This is a genomic window from Saccharopolyspora oryzae, assembly GCF_027853915.1.
Classification (GTDB): Bacteria; Actinomycetota; Actinomycetes; order Mycobacteriales; family Pseudonocardiaceae; genus Saccharopolyspora; species Saccharopolyspora oryzae.
Genome location: NZ_JAQGLA010000118.1, coordinates 1 through 16371 on the forward strand (window position 1 = coordinate 1; position 16371 = coordinate 16371).

Genomic DNA, 16371 nt, shown 5'->3' on the forward strand with positions numbered 1-16371 from the left:
GTTCTCAGACGTCGCCTGGCGAGGACAGCCCGTTTGCCGTGTATTGGCATACATAAAAACGGGATCCCGCAGCCAGGCGGCGTCTGAGGTTCCGCCACCCGCACCGCCACGCAAAAAGAGCCTGGAATACCGTCTTTCAGACGGTGATGCCGGTGAGGACCGTGACGTGCTCCTGCGTCAGGTCGACCATGGCGGCGTGGACGCCTTCGCGGCCCACGCCGGACTCCTTGACCCCGCCGTAGGGCATCTGGTCGGCGCGGAAGCTCGGCACGTCGCCGATGATCACGCCGCCGACCTCCAGCTCCGCCGCCGCGCGGAACGCCAGCTGGATGTCGCGGGTGAACACGCCGGCCTGCAGGCCGTAGCGGGAGGCGTTGACCTTCTCGAACGCCTCGTCCACCGAATCCACCGGCGCGAGCACCAGCAGCGGGCCGAAGACCTCCTCGCAGGAGACCTTCGCGTCCTCGGGGGCACCGCTGAGCACGGTCGGCGCGAAGGTGGCGCCCTCGCGGGTTCCGCCGGTGAGCACCTCGGCGCCCGCGTCGACGGCTTCGCCGACCCAGGCCTCGAGCCGCTTCGCGGCGTCCTCGTTGATCATCGGGCCGACCTTGGTCGCCGGGTCCTTCGGGTCGCCGGTGGCCTGCGCCTCGACCGCCTTCACCACGCGGGCGGCGAGGTCGTCGTAGACGTCGCGGTGGACGTAGACGCGCTGCACGGAGATGCAGGACTGCCCGGCCTGGTACATCGCGAAGGTCGCGATCCGGTCCGCGGCGAAGTCCAGGTCCGTCCAGCTCGGGTCGACGACCACCGCGGCGTTGCCGCCGAGCTCGAGGGTCACGTGCTTGCGCGGCGCGGAGTCGAGGATGCCCCAGCCGACCGGGCCAGAGCCCGTGAACGACACCACCGGCAGCCGCGGGTCGGCGACCAGCTCGGCGGCCTTGTCGTTGCTGGTGGTCAGCACTGACCAAGAACCGGCGGGCAGCTCGGTCTCGGCCAGGATCTCGCCCAGCACCAGCGCGGACAGCGGCGTCTTCGGCGCGGGCTTGAGCACGATCGGCGCGCCGACCGCCAGCGCCGGAGCGACCTTGTGCGCCACCAGGTTCAGCGGGAAGTTGAACGGCGAGATGCCGAGCACGGGCCCGCGCGGGACGCGCCGGACCAGCGCCATCCGGCCGGTGCCGCCGGGATCGGTGTCCAGCCGCTGCAGGTCGCCGGAGAACCGCCGGGCCTCCTCCGCGCCCCACCGGAAGGTGGAGACGGCACGGGCCACCTCGCCGCGGGCCCAGCTGATCGGCTTGCCGTTCTCGGCGGTGATCAGCTGCGCGATCTCCTCGGTCCGCTCCTCGAGCCGCCGGGTCACGTGGTCCAGCGCGGCAGCGCGCACGTGCGCGGGCGTGGTGGCGAACTCGCGGCGCACCGCGTCCGCGGCGGCGACGGCGCGCTCCACGTCGGCGTCGCTGGCGTAGCACGTGGTGGCGACCACGGTGCCGTCGTAGGGGTGCCGCACCTCGAACGTCGCGTCGCTGCTGACCCGCTCCCCCGCGACCCAGTTCCCGATGACCGATGACATCGGCTACCTCCAGTCGTTTCCGAAACCTCCCCAGAAGCTACGACCCCACCCCCTGTCCCCAGCACTGCCAATCCGTACACCACGGTAACGGCCACTGTCCAGACCGTCCGGGGGTGCCGGTATCGCTGGCGGGCGATCGGCGGTGATACTCGAGGCAGCCTGGCGAGGGGTGGTGCCCGTTGGGCGCGGGGTTGGTTTGGGTTCGAAGCGGTAGGTGGTTGCTTCATGTGTGCAGCAATTTCAATCGAAATTGTCGTCGTTTTCGACGGAACCTGCGGTGGCGAGGTTTGACAATTTCAATCGAAATTGCGTGAGGTTCGCCGCTGATCGAACAGTGGACGGTCGGGGTGGGGGTTCGTCGGGGCTGGATTCCGCTGATGGGCACCTCTGGTTCGGAGGTGCCCATCAGTGGAATTTCGGGTCAGGTGTGGCTGTGCATGACGTGCTTGATCCGGGTGTAGTCCTCGAAGCCGTAGCGGGAGAGGTCCTTGCCGTAGCCGGAGTGCTTGAAGCCGCCGTGGGGCATTTCCGCGACCAGGACCATGTGGGTGTTCACCCAGACGCAGCCGAAGTCCAGGTCCGCCACGAAGCGCTGGGCCCGGCCGTGGTCGCGGGTCCAGACGCTGGAGGCCAGGGCGTAGTTCACGCCGTTGGCCAGGTCCAGGGCCTCCGCCTCGTCGGCGAACGCCTGGACCGTGAGCACCGGGCCGAAGATCTCCTCCTGCACGGGTTCGTCGTCCTGGCGGACTCCGGCGAGCACCGTGGGTGCGAAGAAGCAGCCCTCGTCGCCGATCCGCTCGCCACCGGTGAGCACCTGGGCGTGCTCGGGCAGGCGGTCGATGATGCCCTGCACCCGCTCCAGCTGGGCGGCGTTGTTCAGCGGGCCGAGATCGGCGTCCACATCGGACGGTGGGCCGCAGCGCAGCGCCCGGACCTCCTCCACCAGCAGGCGGGTGAACTCCTCGGCGACGGACTGCTCCACCAGCACTCGGGTCGCGGCCGTGCAGTCCTGGCCGGCGTTGAAGGTGCCCGCAGACGCGATGCCCGCCGCTGCCGCCGCCAGGTCCGCGTCCGCGAACACCAGCGCGGGCGCCTTGCCGCCCAGCTCCAGGTGCACGCGCTTGACGTCCTCGGCCGCCGCCGCGGCGACCTGCCGACCGGCGCGCGTGGACCCGGTGATCGACACCATCGCGGCGGCCGAGTCGGCGACCACGGCCTGACCGGTCTCCCGGTCGCCGCAGACCACGTTGAGCACGCCGGGCGGGAAGATCCCGGCGGCCACCTCGCCGAGCAGCACCGCGGACACCGGCGTGGTGTCGGCGGGCTTGAGCACCACGGTGTTGCCCGCGGCGATGGCCGGGGCGATCTTCCACACCGCCATCAGCAGCGGGTAGTTCCACGGCGCGACCTGGCCGACCACGCCGACCGGTTCCCGCCGCACGTAGGAGGTGTGCTCGGGCGCGTACTCCGCCGCGGCAGTGCCTTCCAGCACCCGCGCCGCGCCGGCGAAGAACCGGATCTGGTCGATGGAGGCCTCGACCTCCTCGCTGCGGGTGGCCGCCACCGGCTTGCCGGTGTTCTCCACCTCCGCCGCCACGAACTCGTCGGCGCGCCGCTCGAGCTCGTCGGCCAGCTGCAGCAGCAGCCGCTGCCGGGTGGCGGGCGTGGTGCGGCGCCACTCCGCGAAAGCCCGCTGGGCCGCGGCGTAAGCCGCTTGGACGTCCTCAGTGGACGAAAGCGGGGCGGTGCCGAAGACCTTGCCGGTGCAGGGGTCGACCAGCTCGGTGGTGAGCCCGCTGCGGGCGTCCACCGCTCGACCGTCGATGATGTTGCGGATCTGGCGCATCAACGTCCTCCGGGCAGGATGCACAGCATGTCGTACAGCACGTGAGCAGCGGCGATGCCGGTGATCTCGGCGTGATCGTAGGCCGGGGCGACCTCCACCAGATCGGCGCCGACCACGTTGAGGTCGGCCAGCCCGCGCACCACTTCCAGCAGCTCGCGGCTGGACAGCCCACCGGCCTCGGGGGTTCCGGTGGCCGGCGCGAACGCCGGGTCCAGCACGTCGATGTCGATGGACAGGTACACCGGCCGCGAGCCGAGGCGGGCGCGGATGCGCTCGATGATGGTGTCCAGCGGGGTCCGGGCGAACTCGCGGCTGTGCACCGCGGCGAAGCCCATCCGCTCGCTCTCGTCCAGGTCGAGCTTCGAGTACAGCGGGCCGCGCAGCCCGACGTGCATGGAGTGCTCGAAGTCGATCAGGCCTTCTTCGGCGGCGCGGCGGAACGGGGTTCCGTGCGTGTAGGGCGCGCCGAAGTAGGTGTCCCAGGTGTCCAGGTGGGCGTCGAAGTGCAGCACCGCGATCGGCCCGTGCCGCTCGTGCTGCACGCGCAGCAGCGGCAGCGCGATGGTGTGGTCGCCGCCGATGGTCAGCAGCGTGCGGCGGGTGCCGGACAGCTCGCGCGCGCTGGACTCGATGGTGCTGATGGCCTCGTCGATGTCGAATGGGTTCACACCGACATCGCCCGCGTCGGCGACCTGCCGCACGGCGAACGGTTCGGCGTCCATCGCCGGGTTGTACGGCCGCAGCAGCCTGGAGCTCTGCCGCACGTGGTTGGGACCGAACCGGGCACCGGGCCGGTAGCTGACGCCGGTGTCGAAGGGCACGCCCCAGAGCAGCACGTCGGCGTCGGGCACGTCGGCGAGCCGGGGCAACCGCGCGAACGTGGTGTCCCCGCCGTAGCGCGGCACGCGCGTGGCGTCGACCGGACCGATCGGGTCGTTCATCCTCATTCCTCCACTACCTGTTGAGCTCACGCCTGGTCCGCTGCGAGGACCTCGGCCGCCGTGCGCTTTCCGGATTCGATCGCGCCGTCGATGAAGGCCCGCCAGCGGCGCGCGGTGTGCGAACCGCTGAAGTGCACCCGGCCCTCGGCCCGGCCGACGGGCAGCTCGTACTTCGCGAACTGGCCTGCGCGGAACGTCGCCCACGTGCCCTTGGAGAACTCGTCGTGCACCCAGGCGTACGAGTGCGCGTCGAGGACTTCGGCCTCCGGCGCGAACTCCCGCACGGCGCGCTGCACGTCGGCGAGGTCGTCGGCGTCCACGCGGTCGTGCTCCGGGGCGAAGCAGACCAGCACCACACCGCGGTCGGTGGTCTTCATCGCGCCGACGTAGTCGAAGCTGGTCCCCCAGCCGAAACCGCTGATGTCCTCGGGGACGTTGCGGGCCAGCGCCCAGATCTTCTGGCCCTGACCGGCGTGGTTCTCCTTCGAGATCGCGAGCTTGTCCTCGGGCAGCGCCGGGGAGAACTCGATGTCCTGCCACACGCCGACCGGCGTGGTCATGACCACGCGATCCGCCCGCACCGCGCCGCCGTCGTAGGTGACCGTGACGCCCTCGTCGTCGGACTCGACCTTGCGCACCGGGCTGGACAGCCGCAGTTCCGCGCCGCCGTCGTCGAGGATCGCCCGCGCCAGCGACGCGGTGCCGTTGACGAAGGTGTGGCCCAGCACGCTGGCCTGCACCATGCCCCACAGCGAACTGTCCATCGAGGAGCACCAGCGGAGGATGTCCAGCGCCGAACCGGTGTCCTCGTTGGCGTTGGCGCAGCCGCAGAACCAGGACATCATCAGTTCCTTGGCGTTGCCGGTCAGACCGGCGTTCTCCGCCCACTGGCGGATCGGCACGTCGAGGTCGGCGACGTCCTGTTCGGACAGCGGCCGCATCGGGTCGAACCGGGACGCGTCGGCGATCAGCGCCCGCACCGCGTGCTCCAGCTGCTCGTACTCCTGCGGCGGCACCGGCAGCAGCGTGTCCAGGACCTCGCCGTGGTCGGACCAGGTCATCCGGGCGGGCAGCTCGCTGTCCTCGACCGGGATGTCGTAGCGCTGCACCTCGGCCCACACGTGGGTCTGCTGCGGGACGATCCAGGTGCCGCCCATTTCCAGCCCGACACCGTCGAACACGTCCGGCTGGTACCAGGTGGAACCACCGATCCGGTCCCGCGCCTCCAGGACCAGCACGTCCTTGCCCGCTTCGCGCAGGTCGCGCGCGGCGGTCAGCCCGGCGAACCCGGCACCGATGACGACGACGTCGTAACGATCCATGCTTGCACTTCCTCGTTCATCGCTCGGAGATCAGACGTTCGCGGTTGCCCGAACGTCGGTTTCGGCGGGCACCGGTCGGGGACTGCCGATGCCCAGCAGCAGGTAGCTCGCGGCGGTGGCGGCGGCCGCCAGCACGAAGCTCAGGTCGATGCCGCCGGTCAGCTCCAGCAGCGGCCCCTTGTACAGCGCGGTGTCCACCGCCAGCAGGCCGACCAGGGAGCCGATCGCCCAAGCGGCGGCCGCGCGCAGGTTCCAGCCCGCCGAGTACCAGTAGATGCCGCCGCGCGAGCGCCGGTTGTAGACCTGCAGCGCGTCCGGGTCGTACCGGCCCCGGCACTGCGCGAAGCCGATCAGCGTGATCACCGCCCACGGCGTGCCGACCGCGGTGAGCAGCAGCACGAACGCGGTGACCGCGTCCTGCGCGTCCCAGACGAAGTAGCCCAGGAACACCAGCACCGTGGAGATCGCGGAGGTCAGGACGGTCGCCTTGACCCGCGACAGCGGCGGCACGATCGCATCCAGGTCCAAACCCATGCTGTAGATCAGCACGCCGGCATTGCCGATGGTGCCGAACACGCCGTTGAGCAGCAGGGGCAGCAGGAACCACAGCGGTGCGGCGGCGACCAGCGAACCGACGTAGTCCTCGGCGGCGCGGGAGGCGAAGGCGGTGAACGTGCCGAACAGCTGCGGGATCAGCAGCCCGAGCATCATGCCCGCGCAGGTCGCGGCGAAGACCTTGCGGGACGAGTAGCGGCGCGGCGAGACGTAGCGGCTGTAGTCGCCGAGCAGCGTGATGAAGGCCATCGGACCGCTGAGCCCGGCAGCGACCACCGACAGCGCCCAGGTCTGCCAGAAGCCGCCCAGCAGGTACCCGGAGTCGGTGACGGGGCCGGTCTGGAACTGGTCCGCGTAGGCGAACAGCCCGACCGCCATCAGCACCACCGTGCCCAGCGCGACCCACTTGCTCAGCCGGGTCAGCAGCTGGTAGCCGAAGATCGCGACCAGCACCGACAGCACGGCCAGCGCGGCGTAGGTGACGCTGTGGCTGACGCCGTCGTCGGGCAGCCCGAACATCCGGTGCAGCGGACCGACGACGGCCGCCCCACCGGTCCACACCGTCAGCGCCGCGTAGCCGAGCGACAGCAGCAGGCCGATGACCGAGCCGATCAACCGGCCGCGCACGCCGAAGTGGCCGCCGCTGCTGGTGGACAGGTTGGTGCCGGTGCGGAACGACACCAGCGCCAGCGGCGCGACCAGCAGGGTGCCCAGCAGCGTCCCGACGATCATCGAGGTCACGGAGGGCCAGAACTCCAGGCCGAACGAGGCGGGCAGCCAGCCGAAGATGACCACGCCCAGGCACAGGTTCGAGCCGAGCAGGATGCCGGCGATGTCGCGGGGCCGTCCGGTGCGATCGGCGTCGGGAATGGTGTCCACGCCGTGCGTCTCGATGCTGACGGGCGCGGCCGATCTCGGTTCTGAGGGCATTCGTCGACCTCCTGGGCGGGGAACTGGATCTCGGTGAGCCGCGCGGCACCGGCACCCAGCGTGGCCCCGGTCACCGACCGGAGGTAGTCACCGATCCTCCGAAGTCCCCCACCACCGTTGGACGATCGCACAACCCCCCAAAACGATCGTCCGAACCACCCCTCCCCCAGCCCGTCGAACCCCGCAAATTCAATGGAAATCAGACGTCCGATTTCCATTGGATTTGCGCCCCGACACGCCGGGCGCCCGACACGCCGGTGGTGTGCAGTTTCAATTGAAACTGCGATCCGCCGTGCCTGGGATCTGCAGTTTCAATTGAAACTGCGGTTCTCCACAGCGGTTAGGACTGGCGGAGGGCGCGGAGGGCGAGGAAGAGGTCGACTCGGTCCGCGGTGCTGGAGAGGCTTCGACCGGTCAGCTCCTCCACCCGGTTCATGCGGTGTCGCAGGGTGTTGATGTGCACGTGGAGGCGTTGTGCCGCTTCCTGCCAGCGCCCGCCCGCGTCGAGGAACACCGCCAGGGATGGGACGAGGTCGCTGCTGCGCCTCTCGTCGTGATCGAGCACGGGGCCGAGCAGCGTCCGGGACGTCGCCGCCAGCAGCTCCGGGTCCTGCGCCGACAGCAGCAGAGCCGGACTGCTGAGCTGCTCGTGCGTCATCCAGCCGCGCTCGCTGCGCGAGGACACCGCTTCCGCGGCGTGCGCCGCTTGCAGCAGGCTCACCCGCAGGTCCGAGGCGGTGCCCGGTTTTCCGACACCGACGTGCACCACGCCGCTGTCGAGCGAATCGTGGATGCGCCGCGCCAGCTCTACCGCGCTCTCCGGCACCCGCGCGAACGCGACGACCTCGCCGCCGCGCTGCGCCGCAACGCCGTCGGTGCCCAGCAGATCGCCGAGCCGCTGCAGCACGGCGTCCGGGGCTTCGGTGCGCACCACGACCGCGGCGAGCGGACCGTCCGCCGGCAGGCCGAGCGAGTGCAGCCGAGTGCGGATGGTGTCGATCCCCACCGCTCCACTGTGGACCCATTCGAAGAGTTCCCACGCGTAGCGCAGTTCCGTCGCGCGGACCGCTCGGGTGCGCTCGATCTCCAGCGCGATGAACGGCATCGCCTGCACCACGGCGGCCTGCTGCTCGACGTCGAGCTCGTCGGTCGGCCTCGGCAGCAGCAGCTCCGCCTCCGCCAGACCCTCGCCCACCAGCGGCAACGAGTGGTTCGGCGTCGGCACCTCGCCCGCCACCAGACCGCCCGCGACCCGCACCGCCACGGGCTCGCCGAGCTGCTTGGCCAGCGTCCTGACCACGGTTCCGACGCCGCGGTCGATCCGCAGCGCGGCCACGATCGCGTCGTGCTGCGCGAGGTGCCTGCGCAGCGGGCGCTCCCACTCCGCCCGCTTGGTGTTGACGAAGGCCTCCACGATCTGCAGGAACGCGACCTCGGCGGGCACCACGAAGCAGGTCAGCCCGCGGTCGCGCGCGGCGTCCACGAACTCCTCGGGCACCCGCGTCTCCGGCGGCACGAGCCCGAACCCGACGGCCGCGACGTCGGCCTCGACGAGATCGGCCACGAAGGCCTCCGCGGTGATCCCGGCGGTGCGCCACACGCCCGCGGTGAGCACCACCTCCCCGCCGCGCAGGAAGCGCCCCGGCGCCTGGATCTCGATGGTGTGCACCCAGCGGATCGGCCGGTCCACCCGGCCGCGCACCCGCACCCTCAGATCGAGTTCCGGCAGGTTCAGCAGATCTTCGACGAGCACCGCGCCACCTCCGTCACGCCTCGGGCCGGTCGAGCACTTGCAGGGCCAGCCACAGCTCCGCGCGCACACCCGGCTGGTCGAGGCTGCGTCCCAGCAGCTCCTCGACCTTGTGCATCCGGTTGCGCAGGGTGTGCCGGTGCACGCCCAGCCGGTTCGCCGCCGGATCCCACTGGCCGTGGTGCGCCAGCCAGGCCTGCAACGACTTCACGAGCACGTCCTGGTCCCGCAACGGTGCCAGCACGGCCTCGGCGAACGCCTGCGCATCGCAGTCCGGCACGAGGTCGAGCACACCGCGCCCGGCCAGGTCCGCGAAGCGCACCACGGCGTCTCCGCGCCTCGCCGCCCGCGCCGCCTGCTCGGCCTGCCGCAGGCCTTCGGCGAGCCCGGCCGCGGTGCTCGGTTCCGACACTCCGACGGCGAGTCCGGACTGATCGGTGAGCCAGTCCAGCGCGTCCTCGGCGATCAGTCCCACCACCTCGTCACCGTGCTCGGCCAGGTAGACGGGTGCGCTGGGCTGGTCCGCGACCAGCCCGGCCAGCAGTTCGTCCTGGTCCCGAGCTCCGCGCAGCACGACTACCCGGAAGGGCTCCGGCGGGAGTTCGGCGTGCAGGTCGCCGAGCACGTCCTGCACCGGTTCGCCGCGCAGCATCAGCTCCAGGAAGCCCGACCGCAGCCTTCGCCGCGCCGCGCCCAGCGCCTCCACCTGCTCCAGGGCGAGCGTCAGCAGCGAGGCCGCGGAGTTGATCACGTGGTGGTCGGTGGTGGCGAACGGCCCGTCGCGGCCCACGACCAGGAACCCGCGCGCCCGACCGCCCAGCGCCTGCATGCTCACTTCCTGGTCGCCGAGCGAGAAACCGGCCGCGGCCAGGCCCCGCTTCGCGCGCATCTTGTCCACTTCGGACACCAGCTCGCCCAGCCGGGCACCGGCGCCGACCGGCGCGCTGTGCAGCAGCCGGCCACCCGAGTCCAGCAGCAGCACCCACGCGTCGAGCAGCCGCGCGAGCTTGCGCACGAGCGCGTTGATGCCGTTGGTGGTGCCCGCTGCCTGCGCGAGTTCGTGCTGCGCGCGGCTCGTGCGCCGCAGGATCGCGTACTCCTCGGCCGCGACGGCGTGCGAAACCGCTTTGCTGATCGCGATGAACGGGGTCGGGCGCGGCACTTCGAGCAACGGCAGCCCGGCGCTCTCGGCCGCGGCCACCAGCTCCGCCGGGACCGCCCGATGGCTCAGCCCGACGCCGAACCCCAGCCCCGCGGCGCCCACCGAGGTCAGCCGGTCGACCAGCCCGCCGCAGTCCTCCGCGCGCAGCGTCAAACCGGTGGTGAGCAGCAGCTCGCCGCCCTCCAGGAACGGCGCCGGATCGGCGAGCTCGCTGGTGTGCACCCAGGCGATCGGCCGGTCCAGCGCCCGCTCCCCCGCGCGGACGCCGAGCCCCAGCCCGGTGTCCGCGACCAGGTCGCGCAACGTGAACGGCACCCGGCCACCTCCCGACATTGTGTCCAATCCCAGAACGTGAGTTAACCAGATCGTCACCTGTTCGGACGGGTACCTCCCACCCGAACCTGGTCCCAGTACGAGACCACCAGGAGGCCCCGTGACCACCACCCAGGCGCGCGTCCTGCGCACCGAGATCCCCGGACCGAACTCCCGCGAGCTGCAGCGGCGCCGCGACGCGGCGGTGGCCGGCGGCGTGTCCAGCGTGCTGCCGGTCTACATCACCGAGGCCTCCGGCGGCGTCCTGCAGGACGTCGACGGCAACTCGCTGATCGACCTCGGCTCGGGCATCGCGGTCACCAACGTGGGCAACGCCGCGCCCGAGGTCGTCGAGCCGGTGCGCCGCCAGGTCGCCGAGTTCACCCACACCTGCTTCATGGTGACGCCCTACGAGAACTACCTGCAGGTCTGCGAGGAGCTCGCCGCGCTGACCCCCGGCGACCACGACAAGCGCAGCGCGCTGTTCAACTCCGGCGCCGAGGCCGTGGAGAACGCGGTCAAGATCGCGCGCCGGGCCACCGGCCGGCAGGCGGTCGTGGCGTTCGACCACGCCTACCACGGCCGCACCAACCTGACCATGGCGCTGACCGCGAAGTCCGTGCCGTACAAGCACGGCTTCGGCCCGTTCGCCCCGGAGATCTACCGGGTGCCTGCGTCCTACCCGGCGCGCGACGAGCGCACCGGCGAGCAGGTCGCGCGGGAGGCGATCGAGCGGATTGAGAAGCAGCTCGGCGCCGACCAGGTGGCCGCGGTGCTGATCGAGCCGATCCAGGGCGAAGGCGGGTTCATCGAGCCGGCACCGGGTTTCCTGCCCGCGATCTCGCAGTGGTGCACCGACAACGGCGTGCTGTTCATCGCCGACGAGATCCAGACCGGCTTCTGCCGCACCGGCGCGTGGTTCGCCTGCGACCACGAGAACGTGGTGCCGGACCTGATCACCACGGCCAAGGGCATCGCGGGCGGCCTGCCGCTGGCGGCGGTGACCGGTCGTGCGGACGTCATGGACGCGATGCCGCCGAGCAGCCTGGGCGGCACCTACGGCGGCAACCCGATCGCCTGCGCGGGCGCCCTCGGCGCGATCCGCGCGATGCGCGAGCAGGACCTGTCCGCCGCCGCACGCGCCATCGGCGACCTGGCGTTCACCCGCCTCCGCGCGCTCGCCAAGGACAACGAGGCCATCCTCGACGTGCGGGGCCGGGGCGCGATGATCGGCATCGAGTTCGTCAAGCCGGGCACCACCGAACCGGACCCGGAACTGACCTCCCGCATCGCGAAGGCCTGCCACGCCCGAGGCGTCGTGATCCTCACCTGCGGCACCTACGGCAACGTGATCCGCCTGCTCCCACCCCTGGTCATCGACCACGCCCTCCTCGAAGAAGGCCTGACGATCCTCGAAGAGGCGATCACCGAGCACACCAGCTGAAACCCAGGCCGCGGGCGCCCCACCGAACAACGCGCGCCCGCGGCCCCGCCTGAACGCCCCAGTTCCGTCGCGGACAACCACACCTGCGTGTGACACGGTTTCTCCATGAGTGACGATAATCTGTTTTTGTGTCACATCTGAGCAGCACCGACCTTGCCGCTTCCCCTTTCGTCATTCATGCTGGCGGCATGGCACTGGCTGACGAGCGCGGGGCACGCACCGAGATCACGGCCAACGGACAAGGCCGGGTGACAATTCCTGCTTCGATCAGGCGCGAGGCGGGGATCGAGCCGGGCGCACCGCTCGCGATCTACGTCGAAGACGGTCGCGTTGTCATCGAGACGCGCGCACAGCTCGCAGACCGCATCCGGCGCGACGTCGCAGCGACTTGGCGCGGCAGCGGATCCGCAGTGGACGAGCTGATCGACGACCGCCGTGCAGCAGCCGCCGCAGAGGCCGGCGAGTTCACCGGAGGCCGTCCGTGACCACCGTGCTGGACACATCGGCAATCCTGGCTTGGCTCCGAGGGGAAACCGGCGCGGACAGGGTGGGCGCTGTCATCGACAACGCCACGATGTCGACCGTGAACTGGTCAGAGCTCGCCCAGAAACTCGCTCAGCATGGCGCGGACGCGGCGCGCACGTGCGATCGCCTCCGCACTTTCGGGATAGCGGTCGAACCGTTCACAGCTGATGATGCCGTGCGCGCCGGTGAGCTGTGGATGCGCACGCGGTCCGCCGGATTATCACTGGGCGATCGTGCCTGCTTGGCGCTGGCCATCCGGCTCGACGCCCCGGTGGTCACGGCCGACAAGGCATGGCAGGACGTCGACGTGCAGGTGTCCGTGGAGCTGCTGCGCTGATCCACATCGCAGTGTCCGACTGCCGCCCGTGAGCACTTTGGGTTGTTATGGCGACCCGAAGTGCTCACGGGTGTTGTGCAGGCGGGTCACTCCTCGGCGGCGAGCTGGCCGCAGGCTGCGGCGATCTCCTGGCCTCGGGTGTCGCGGACCGTGCAGGACACTCCCGCGTCGCGGACCCGGCGGACGAACTCGCGCTCCACCGGCTTCGGGCTGGCGTCCCACTTGCTGCCCGGGGTCGGGTTCAGCGGGATCAGGTTGACGTGCGCGAACTGGCCGAGGTGCTTGCGCAGGAGCTTGCCCAGCAGGTCGGCTCGCCACGCGTGGTCGTTGACGTCGCGGATCAGCGCGTACTCGATCGACACCCGGCGTCCGGTCTGGTCGGCGTAGCCGCGGGCGGCTTCCAGGACCTCGGCGACGTTCCAGCGGTTGTTCACCGGCACCAGGGTGTCGCGCAGCTCGTCGTCCGGCGTGTGCAGCGACACCGCCAGCGTCACGTTCAGGTTCTCCGCGGTCATCTTCTTGATCGCCGGGACCAGGCCCACCGTCGACACGGTCACCGAGCGCTGCGAGAGCCCCAGGCCCTCCGGAGACGGGTCGCAGATGCGGTGCACCGCGTTGATCACCCGGCGGTAGTTCGCCAGCGGCTCGCCCATGCCCATGAACACGACGTTGGACAACCGGCCCGGACCACCGGGGACCTCGCCGTCGCGCATCGCGGCAGCCGCCGAGCGCACCTGGTCGACGATCTCCGCGGTCGACAGGTTGCGCTGCAGACCGCCCTGGCCGGTGGCGCAGAACGGGCAGGCCATGCCGCAACCGGCCTGGCTGGAGATGCAGACGGTGGCGCGGTCCGGGTAGCGCATCAGCACGCTCTCCAGCAGCGTGCCGTCGTGCGCGCGCCAGAGCGACTTGCGGGTCGTGCCGTCGTCGGTGACGAGGCTGCGGACCTCGGTGAGCAGCGTCGGCAGCAGCTCCTCGCCGAGCTTGGCGCGGCTGGCCGCGGGGATGTCGGTCATCGACTCGACATCGGCGTTGAGGCGGCCGAAGTAGTGGTGCGCCAGCTGCTTGGCGCGGAACGGCTTCTCCCCGAGCTCGGCGACGGCGGCCTTCCGCTCGTCGGCGGAGAGGTCGGCGAGGTGCCGCGGCGGCATACCGCGGCGCGGGGCGTCGAAGACGAGAGGCAGGGAAGTCGCAGACATAGCGTCCCCCATCTTCCCACGGCCGGAGTCGACCTTGGTGGCGGCCACCGGTCGAGGTACAGTTTTCGCCGTGGCGAAACCCGGGTCTTCACGCGTCCGAAACACAACTCTCGTCGTGGCGGCGTTCCTGCTGGTCACCACCTCCTGCGGGACCGGGTTCAGCCAGCCCGACGACGGGCGCAAGCACGTGGTCACCACGTTCACCGTGATCGCGGACATGGCCCGCAACGTCGCCGGGGACGCGATCGCGGTGGAGTCGATCACCAAGCCGGGCACCGAGATCCACGAGTACGAGCCCACCCCCAGCGACATGCTCAAGGCGGCCAAGGCCGACCTGGTCCTGGACAACGGGCTCGGCCTGGAGCGCTGGTTCGACAAGTTCGTGCAGCGCAGCGAGGCCGAGCACGTGACGCTGACGGCGAACATCGCCCCGATCCCCATCCAGGGCGGCGAGTACCAGGGCAAAGCCAACCCGCACGCCTGGATGTCGCCGCGCACCGCGATGACCTACGTCGCCAACATCCGCGACGCCTTCATCCGCATCGACCCGGCCCACGCCGAGACCTTCCGCACCAACGCCGACGCCTACCAGCGGCGCCTGGCCGAGATCGATCAGTACCTGCACGACGAGCTGGCCGCGCTGCCCGCCGAGCACCGCGCGCTGGTCACCTGCGAAGGCGCGTTCTCCTACCTGGCCCGCGATGCTGGTCTGCACGAGACGTACCTGTGGCCGGTCAACAGCGACGCCGAGGGCACGCCGCAGCAGATCAAGGCCACCACCGAGTTCGTCCAGGAGAACGGAGTTCCCACCGTGTTCTGCGAATCCACCGTCAGCGACAAGGCCCAGCAGCAGGTCGCGCGGGAGACCGGCGCACGGCTGGGCGACAAGCTCTACGTCGACTCCCTGTCCGGCCCGGAGGGACCGGTGCCGACCTACCTCGACCTGCTGCGCCACGACGCCGAGGCGATCGTCGCGGGTCTGCGGGGTGCCCGATGAGCTCGGCGATCAGCGCGCACCACATCACCGTCCACTACGGCGAGACGCTGGCGCTCGACGACGTGTCGGTGGACGTCGAACCGGGCCGGATCTGCGGTCTGCTGGGCATGAACGGCTCGGGCAAGTCGACGCTGTTCAAGTCGCTGATGGGCCTGGTGCGCCCGGATTCCGGGGACATCCGGCTGCTCGGCCGGGACCAGCGCCAGGCGCGGCGGGACGGCGTGATCGCGTACGTGCCGCAGTCCGAGGCCGTCGACTGGACGTTCCCGGTGACCGTGGGCGACGTCGTCATGATGGGCCGCTACGGGCACCTCGGCCTCACCCGCCGTCCCAGGCGGGCCGACAAGGCCGCGGTGCGCGCGGCGCTGGAGCGGGTCGGGCTCACCGAGCTGGCGGGCAATCCGATCGGCGCGCTTTCCGGCGGGCAGCGCAAGCGCGCGTTCGTCGCGCGCGGCATCGCGCAGGAGGCGCAGCTGCTGTTCCTCGACGAGCCGTTCGCCGGGGTGGACAAGAAGTCCGAGGCGATGATCACCGAGCTGCTGCGGGCGCTGCGCGACGAGGGCCGCACGGTGGTGATCTCCACCCACGACCTGGCCAGCGTCCCGTCGCTGTGCGAGGAAGCGGTGCTGCTCCAGCAGCGGGTGATCGCGCACGGACCGGTCGACGAAGTGCTGTCCCCGGAAACCCTCGCCCGCACCTTCGGCGTGGAAACCGCCGCCGAGCAGCACTCATGACGTTCCGCTTCCAGCTCGAACAGCTCCCAGGAGACAAGGTGAACGAGATCTTCCAGTGGCTCGTCGAACCGCTGCAGTTCGGCTTCATGCAGCGAGCGCTGCTGGTCAGCCTGGCCGCCGGGCTCGTCTGCGCGGTGCTGTCCTGCTGGATCACGCTGATCGGCTGGTCGCTGCTCGGCGACGCCGTCTCGCACGCCGTGCTGCCCGGCGTGGTGCTCGCCTACGTCTTCGCGCTGCCCTTCTCGCTCGGCGCGTTCCTGTTCGGCACCCTCGCCGTCGGCTTGATCGCCGGGGTCCGCAGCACCACCAGGCTCAAGGGCGACGCCGCGATCGGCGTGGTGTTCACCGGGCTGTTCGCGCTGGGACTCGTGCTGGTCTCGCGGATCCCGAGCCAGGTCGACCTCAACCACATCCTGTTCGGCAACGTCCTGGGCGTCACCGACTCCGACATCCTGCAGGTGCTGGTGATCGCCGCGATCGTGCTGGCGGTCGCGCTGATCAAGCGCCGCGACCTCACCCTCTACGCCTTCGACCCCACCCACGCGCACGCGATCGGCCTGAACCCGCGGCGGATCGGCGCGCTGCTGCTGACGATGCTGGCGCTGACCGTGGTCGTGGCGCTGCAGGCCGTCGGCGTCATCCTCGTCACCGCGATGCTCATCACGCCCGGTGCCACGGCGTTCCTGCTGACCAAGCGCTTCCCGCAGATGCTCTCGGTGGACGCCGCGCTGTCGGTGTTCAGCTGCG

14 protein-coding genes are annotated in these 16371 nt (G+C 70.7%); 6 read left to right on the top strand and 8 right to left on the bottom strand.

The features are described from left to right. Nucleotides 1-136 precede the first annotated feature (136 nt). From OU415_RS35415 to OU415_RS35445, 7 genes are all read right to left on the bottom strand, one after another. Entirely contained in the window at nt 137-1570 is a 1434-nt protein-coding gene (locus OU415_RS35415) for an aldehyde dehydrogenase family protein (RefSeq protein WP_270954001.1), read from the bottom strand. A gap of 421 nt (nt 1571-1991) precedes the next feature. Then, on the bottom strand, nt 1992-3416 hold the full coding sequence (locus OU415_RS35420; RefSeq protein ID WP_270954003.1) for a gamma-aminobutyraldehyde dehydrogenase: 1425 nt from the start codon (nt 3414-3416) through the stop codon (nt 1992-1994). After that, entirely contained in the window at nt 3416-4357 is a 942-nt protein-coding gene (gene speB, locus OU415_RS35425; protein WP_270954005.1) for an agmatinase, read from the bottom strand. Before speB ends, OU415_RS35420 begins: the two co-directional genes overlap by 1 nt. A 26-nt stretch (nt 4358-4383) precedes the next feature. Then, entirely contained in the window at nt 4384-5679 is a 1296-nt protein-coding gene (locus OU415_RS35430; RefSeq protein ID WP_270954006.1) for a flavin monoamine oxidase family protein, read from the bottom strand. A gap of 30 nt (nt 5680-5709) precedes the next feature. Further along, nucleotides 5710-7164, bottom strand: coding sequence for a purine-cytosine permease family protein (locus OU415_RS35435; protein WP_270954007.1), 1455 nt, complete (start codon nt 7162-7164; stop codon nt 5710-5712). A gap of 340 nt (nt 7165-7504) precedes the next feature. Continuing rightward, a complete protein-coding gene (locus OU415_RS35440; protein ID WP_270954009.1) occupies nt 7505-8917 on the bottom strand; it encodes a PucR family transcriptional regulator in 1413 nt (470 codons plus the stop codon). A gap of 13 nt (nt 8918-8930) precedes the next feature. After that, nucleotides 8931-10391 (bottom strand): PucR family transcriptional regulator, encoded by a 1461-nt coding sequence (locus OU415_RS35445; RefSeq protein ID WP_270954011.1) that lies wholly within the window; start codon nt 10389-10391, stop codon nt 8931-8933. Between the two features lie 118 nt (nt 10392-10509). Between OU415_RS35445 and gabT the strand changes: the two genes are divergently transcribed. The 3 genes from gabT to OU415_RS35460 all read left to right on the top strand — a co-directional run bounded on the left by gabT (nt 10510) and on the right by OU415_RS35460 (nt 12694). Continuing rightward, complete coding sequence (gene gabT / locus OU415_RS35450; protein ID WP_270954012.1) at nt 10510-11832, top strand: 4-aminobutyrate--2-oxoglutarate transaminase; 1323 nt, start codon at nt 10510-10512, stop codon at nt 11830-11832. 188 nt (nt 11833-12020) lie between these two features. Beyond that, on the top strand, nt 12021-12317 hold the full coding sequence (locus OU415_RS35455; RefSeq protein ID WP_270954013.1) for an AbrB/MazE/SpoVT family DNA-binding domain-containing protein: 297 nt from the start codon (nt 12021-12023) through the stop codon (nt 12315-12317). Beyond that, entirely contained in the window at nt 12314-12694 is a 381-nt protein-coding gene (locus OU415_RS35460; protein WP_270954015.1) for a type II toxin-antitoxin system VapC family toxin, read from the top strand. The genes OU415_RS35455 and OU415_RS35460 overlap by 4 nt, the downstream gene beginning before the upstream one ends. An 86-nt stretch (nt 12695-12780) precedes the next feature. On the opposite strand, the gene rlmN is transcribed toward OU415_RS35460, so the two are convergent. Further along, nucleotides 12781-13893: a 23S rRNA (adenine(2503)-C(2))-methyltransferase RlmN gene (gene rlmN / locus OU415_RS35465; protein WP_270954016.1), complete on the bottom strand. Its 1113-nt coding sequence runs from the start codon at nt 13891-13893 to the stop codon at nt 12781-12783. Nucleotides 13894-14008: 115 nt separating this feature from the next. Between rlmN and OU415_RS35470 the strand changes: the two genes are divergently transcribed. The 3 genes from OU415_RS35470 to OU415_RS35480 all read left to right on the top strand — a co-directional run. After that, nucleotides 14009-14890, top strand: a complete 882-nt coding sequence (locus tag OU415_RS35470) for a metal ABC transporter substrate-binding protein (protein WP_270954017.1) — start codon at nt 14009-14011, stop codon at nt 14888-14890. Next, the gene (locus OU415_RS35475; RefSeq protein ID WP_270954018.1) at nt 14887-15624 is read left to right on the top strand and encodes a metal ABC transporter ATP-binding protein; all 738 of its coding nucleotides are present in this window, start codon (nt 14887-14889) and stop codon (nt 15622-15624) included. The genes OU415_RS35470 and OU415_RS35475 overlap by 4 nt, the downstream gene beginning before the upstream one ends. Then, on the top strand, nt 15621-16371 hold a 751-nt coding region (locus OU415_RS35480; RefSeq protein WP_270954020.1), incomplete at its 3' end, for a metal ABC transporter permease. The genes OU415_RS35475 and OU415_RS35480, both read left to right, overlap by 4 nt.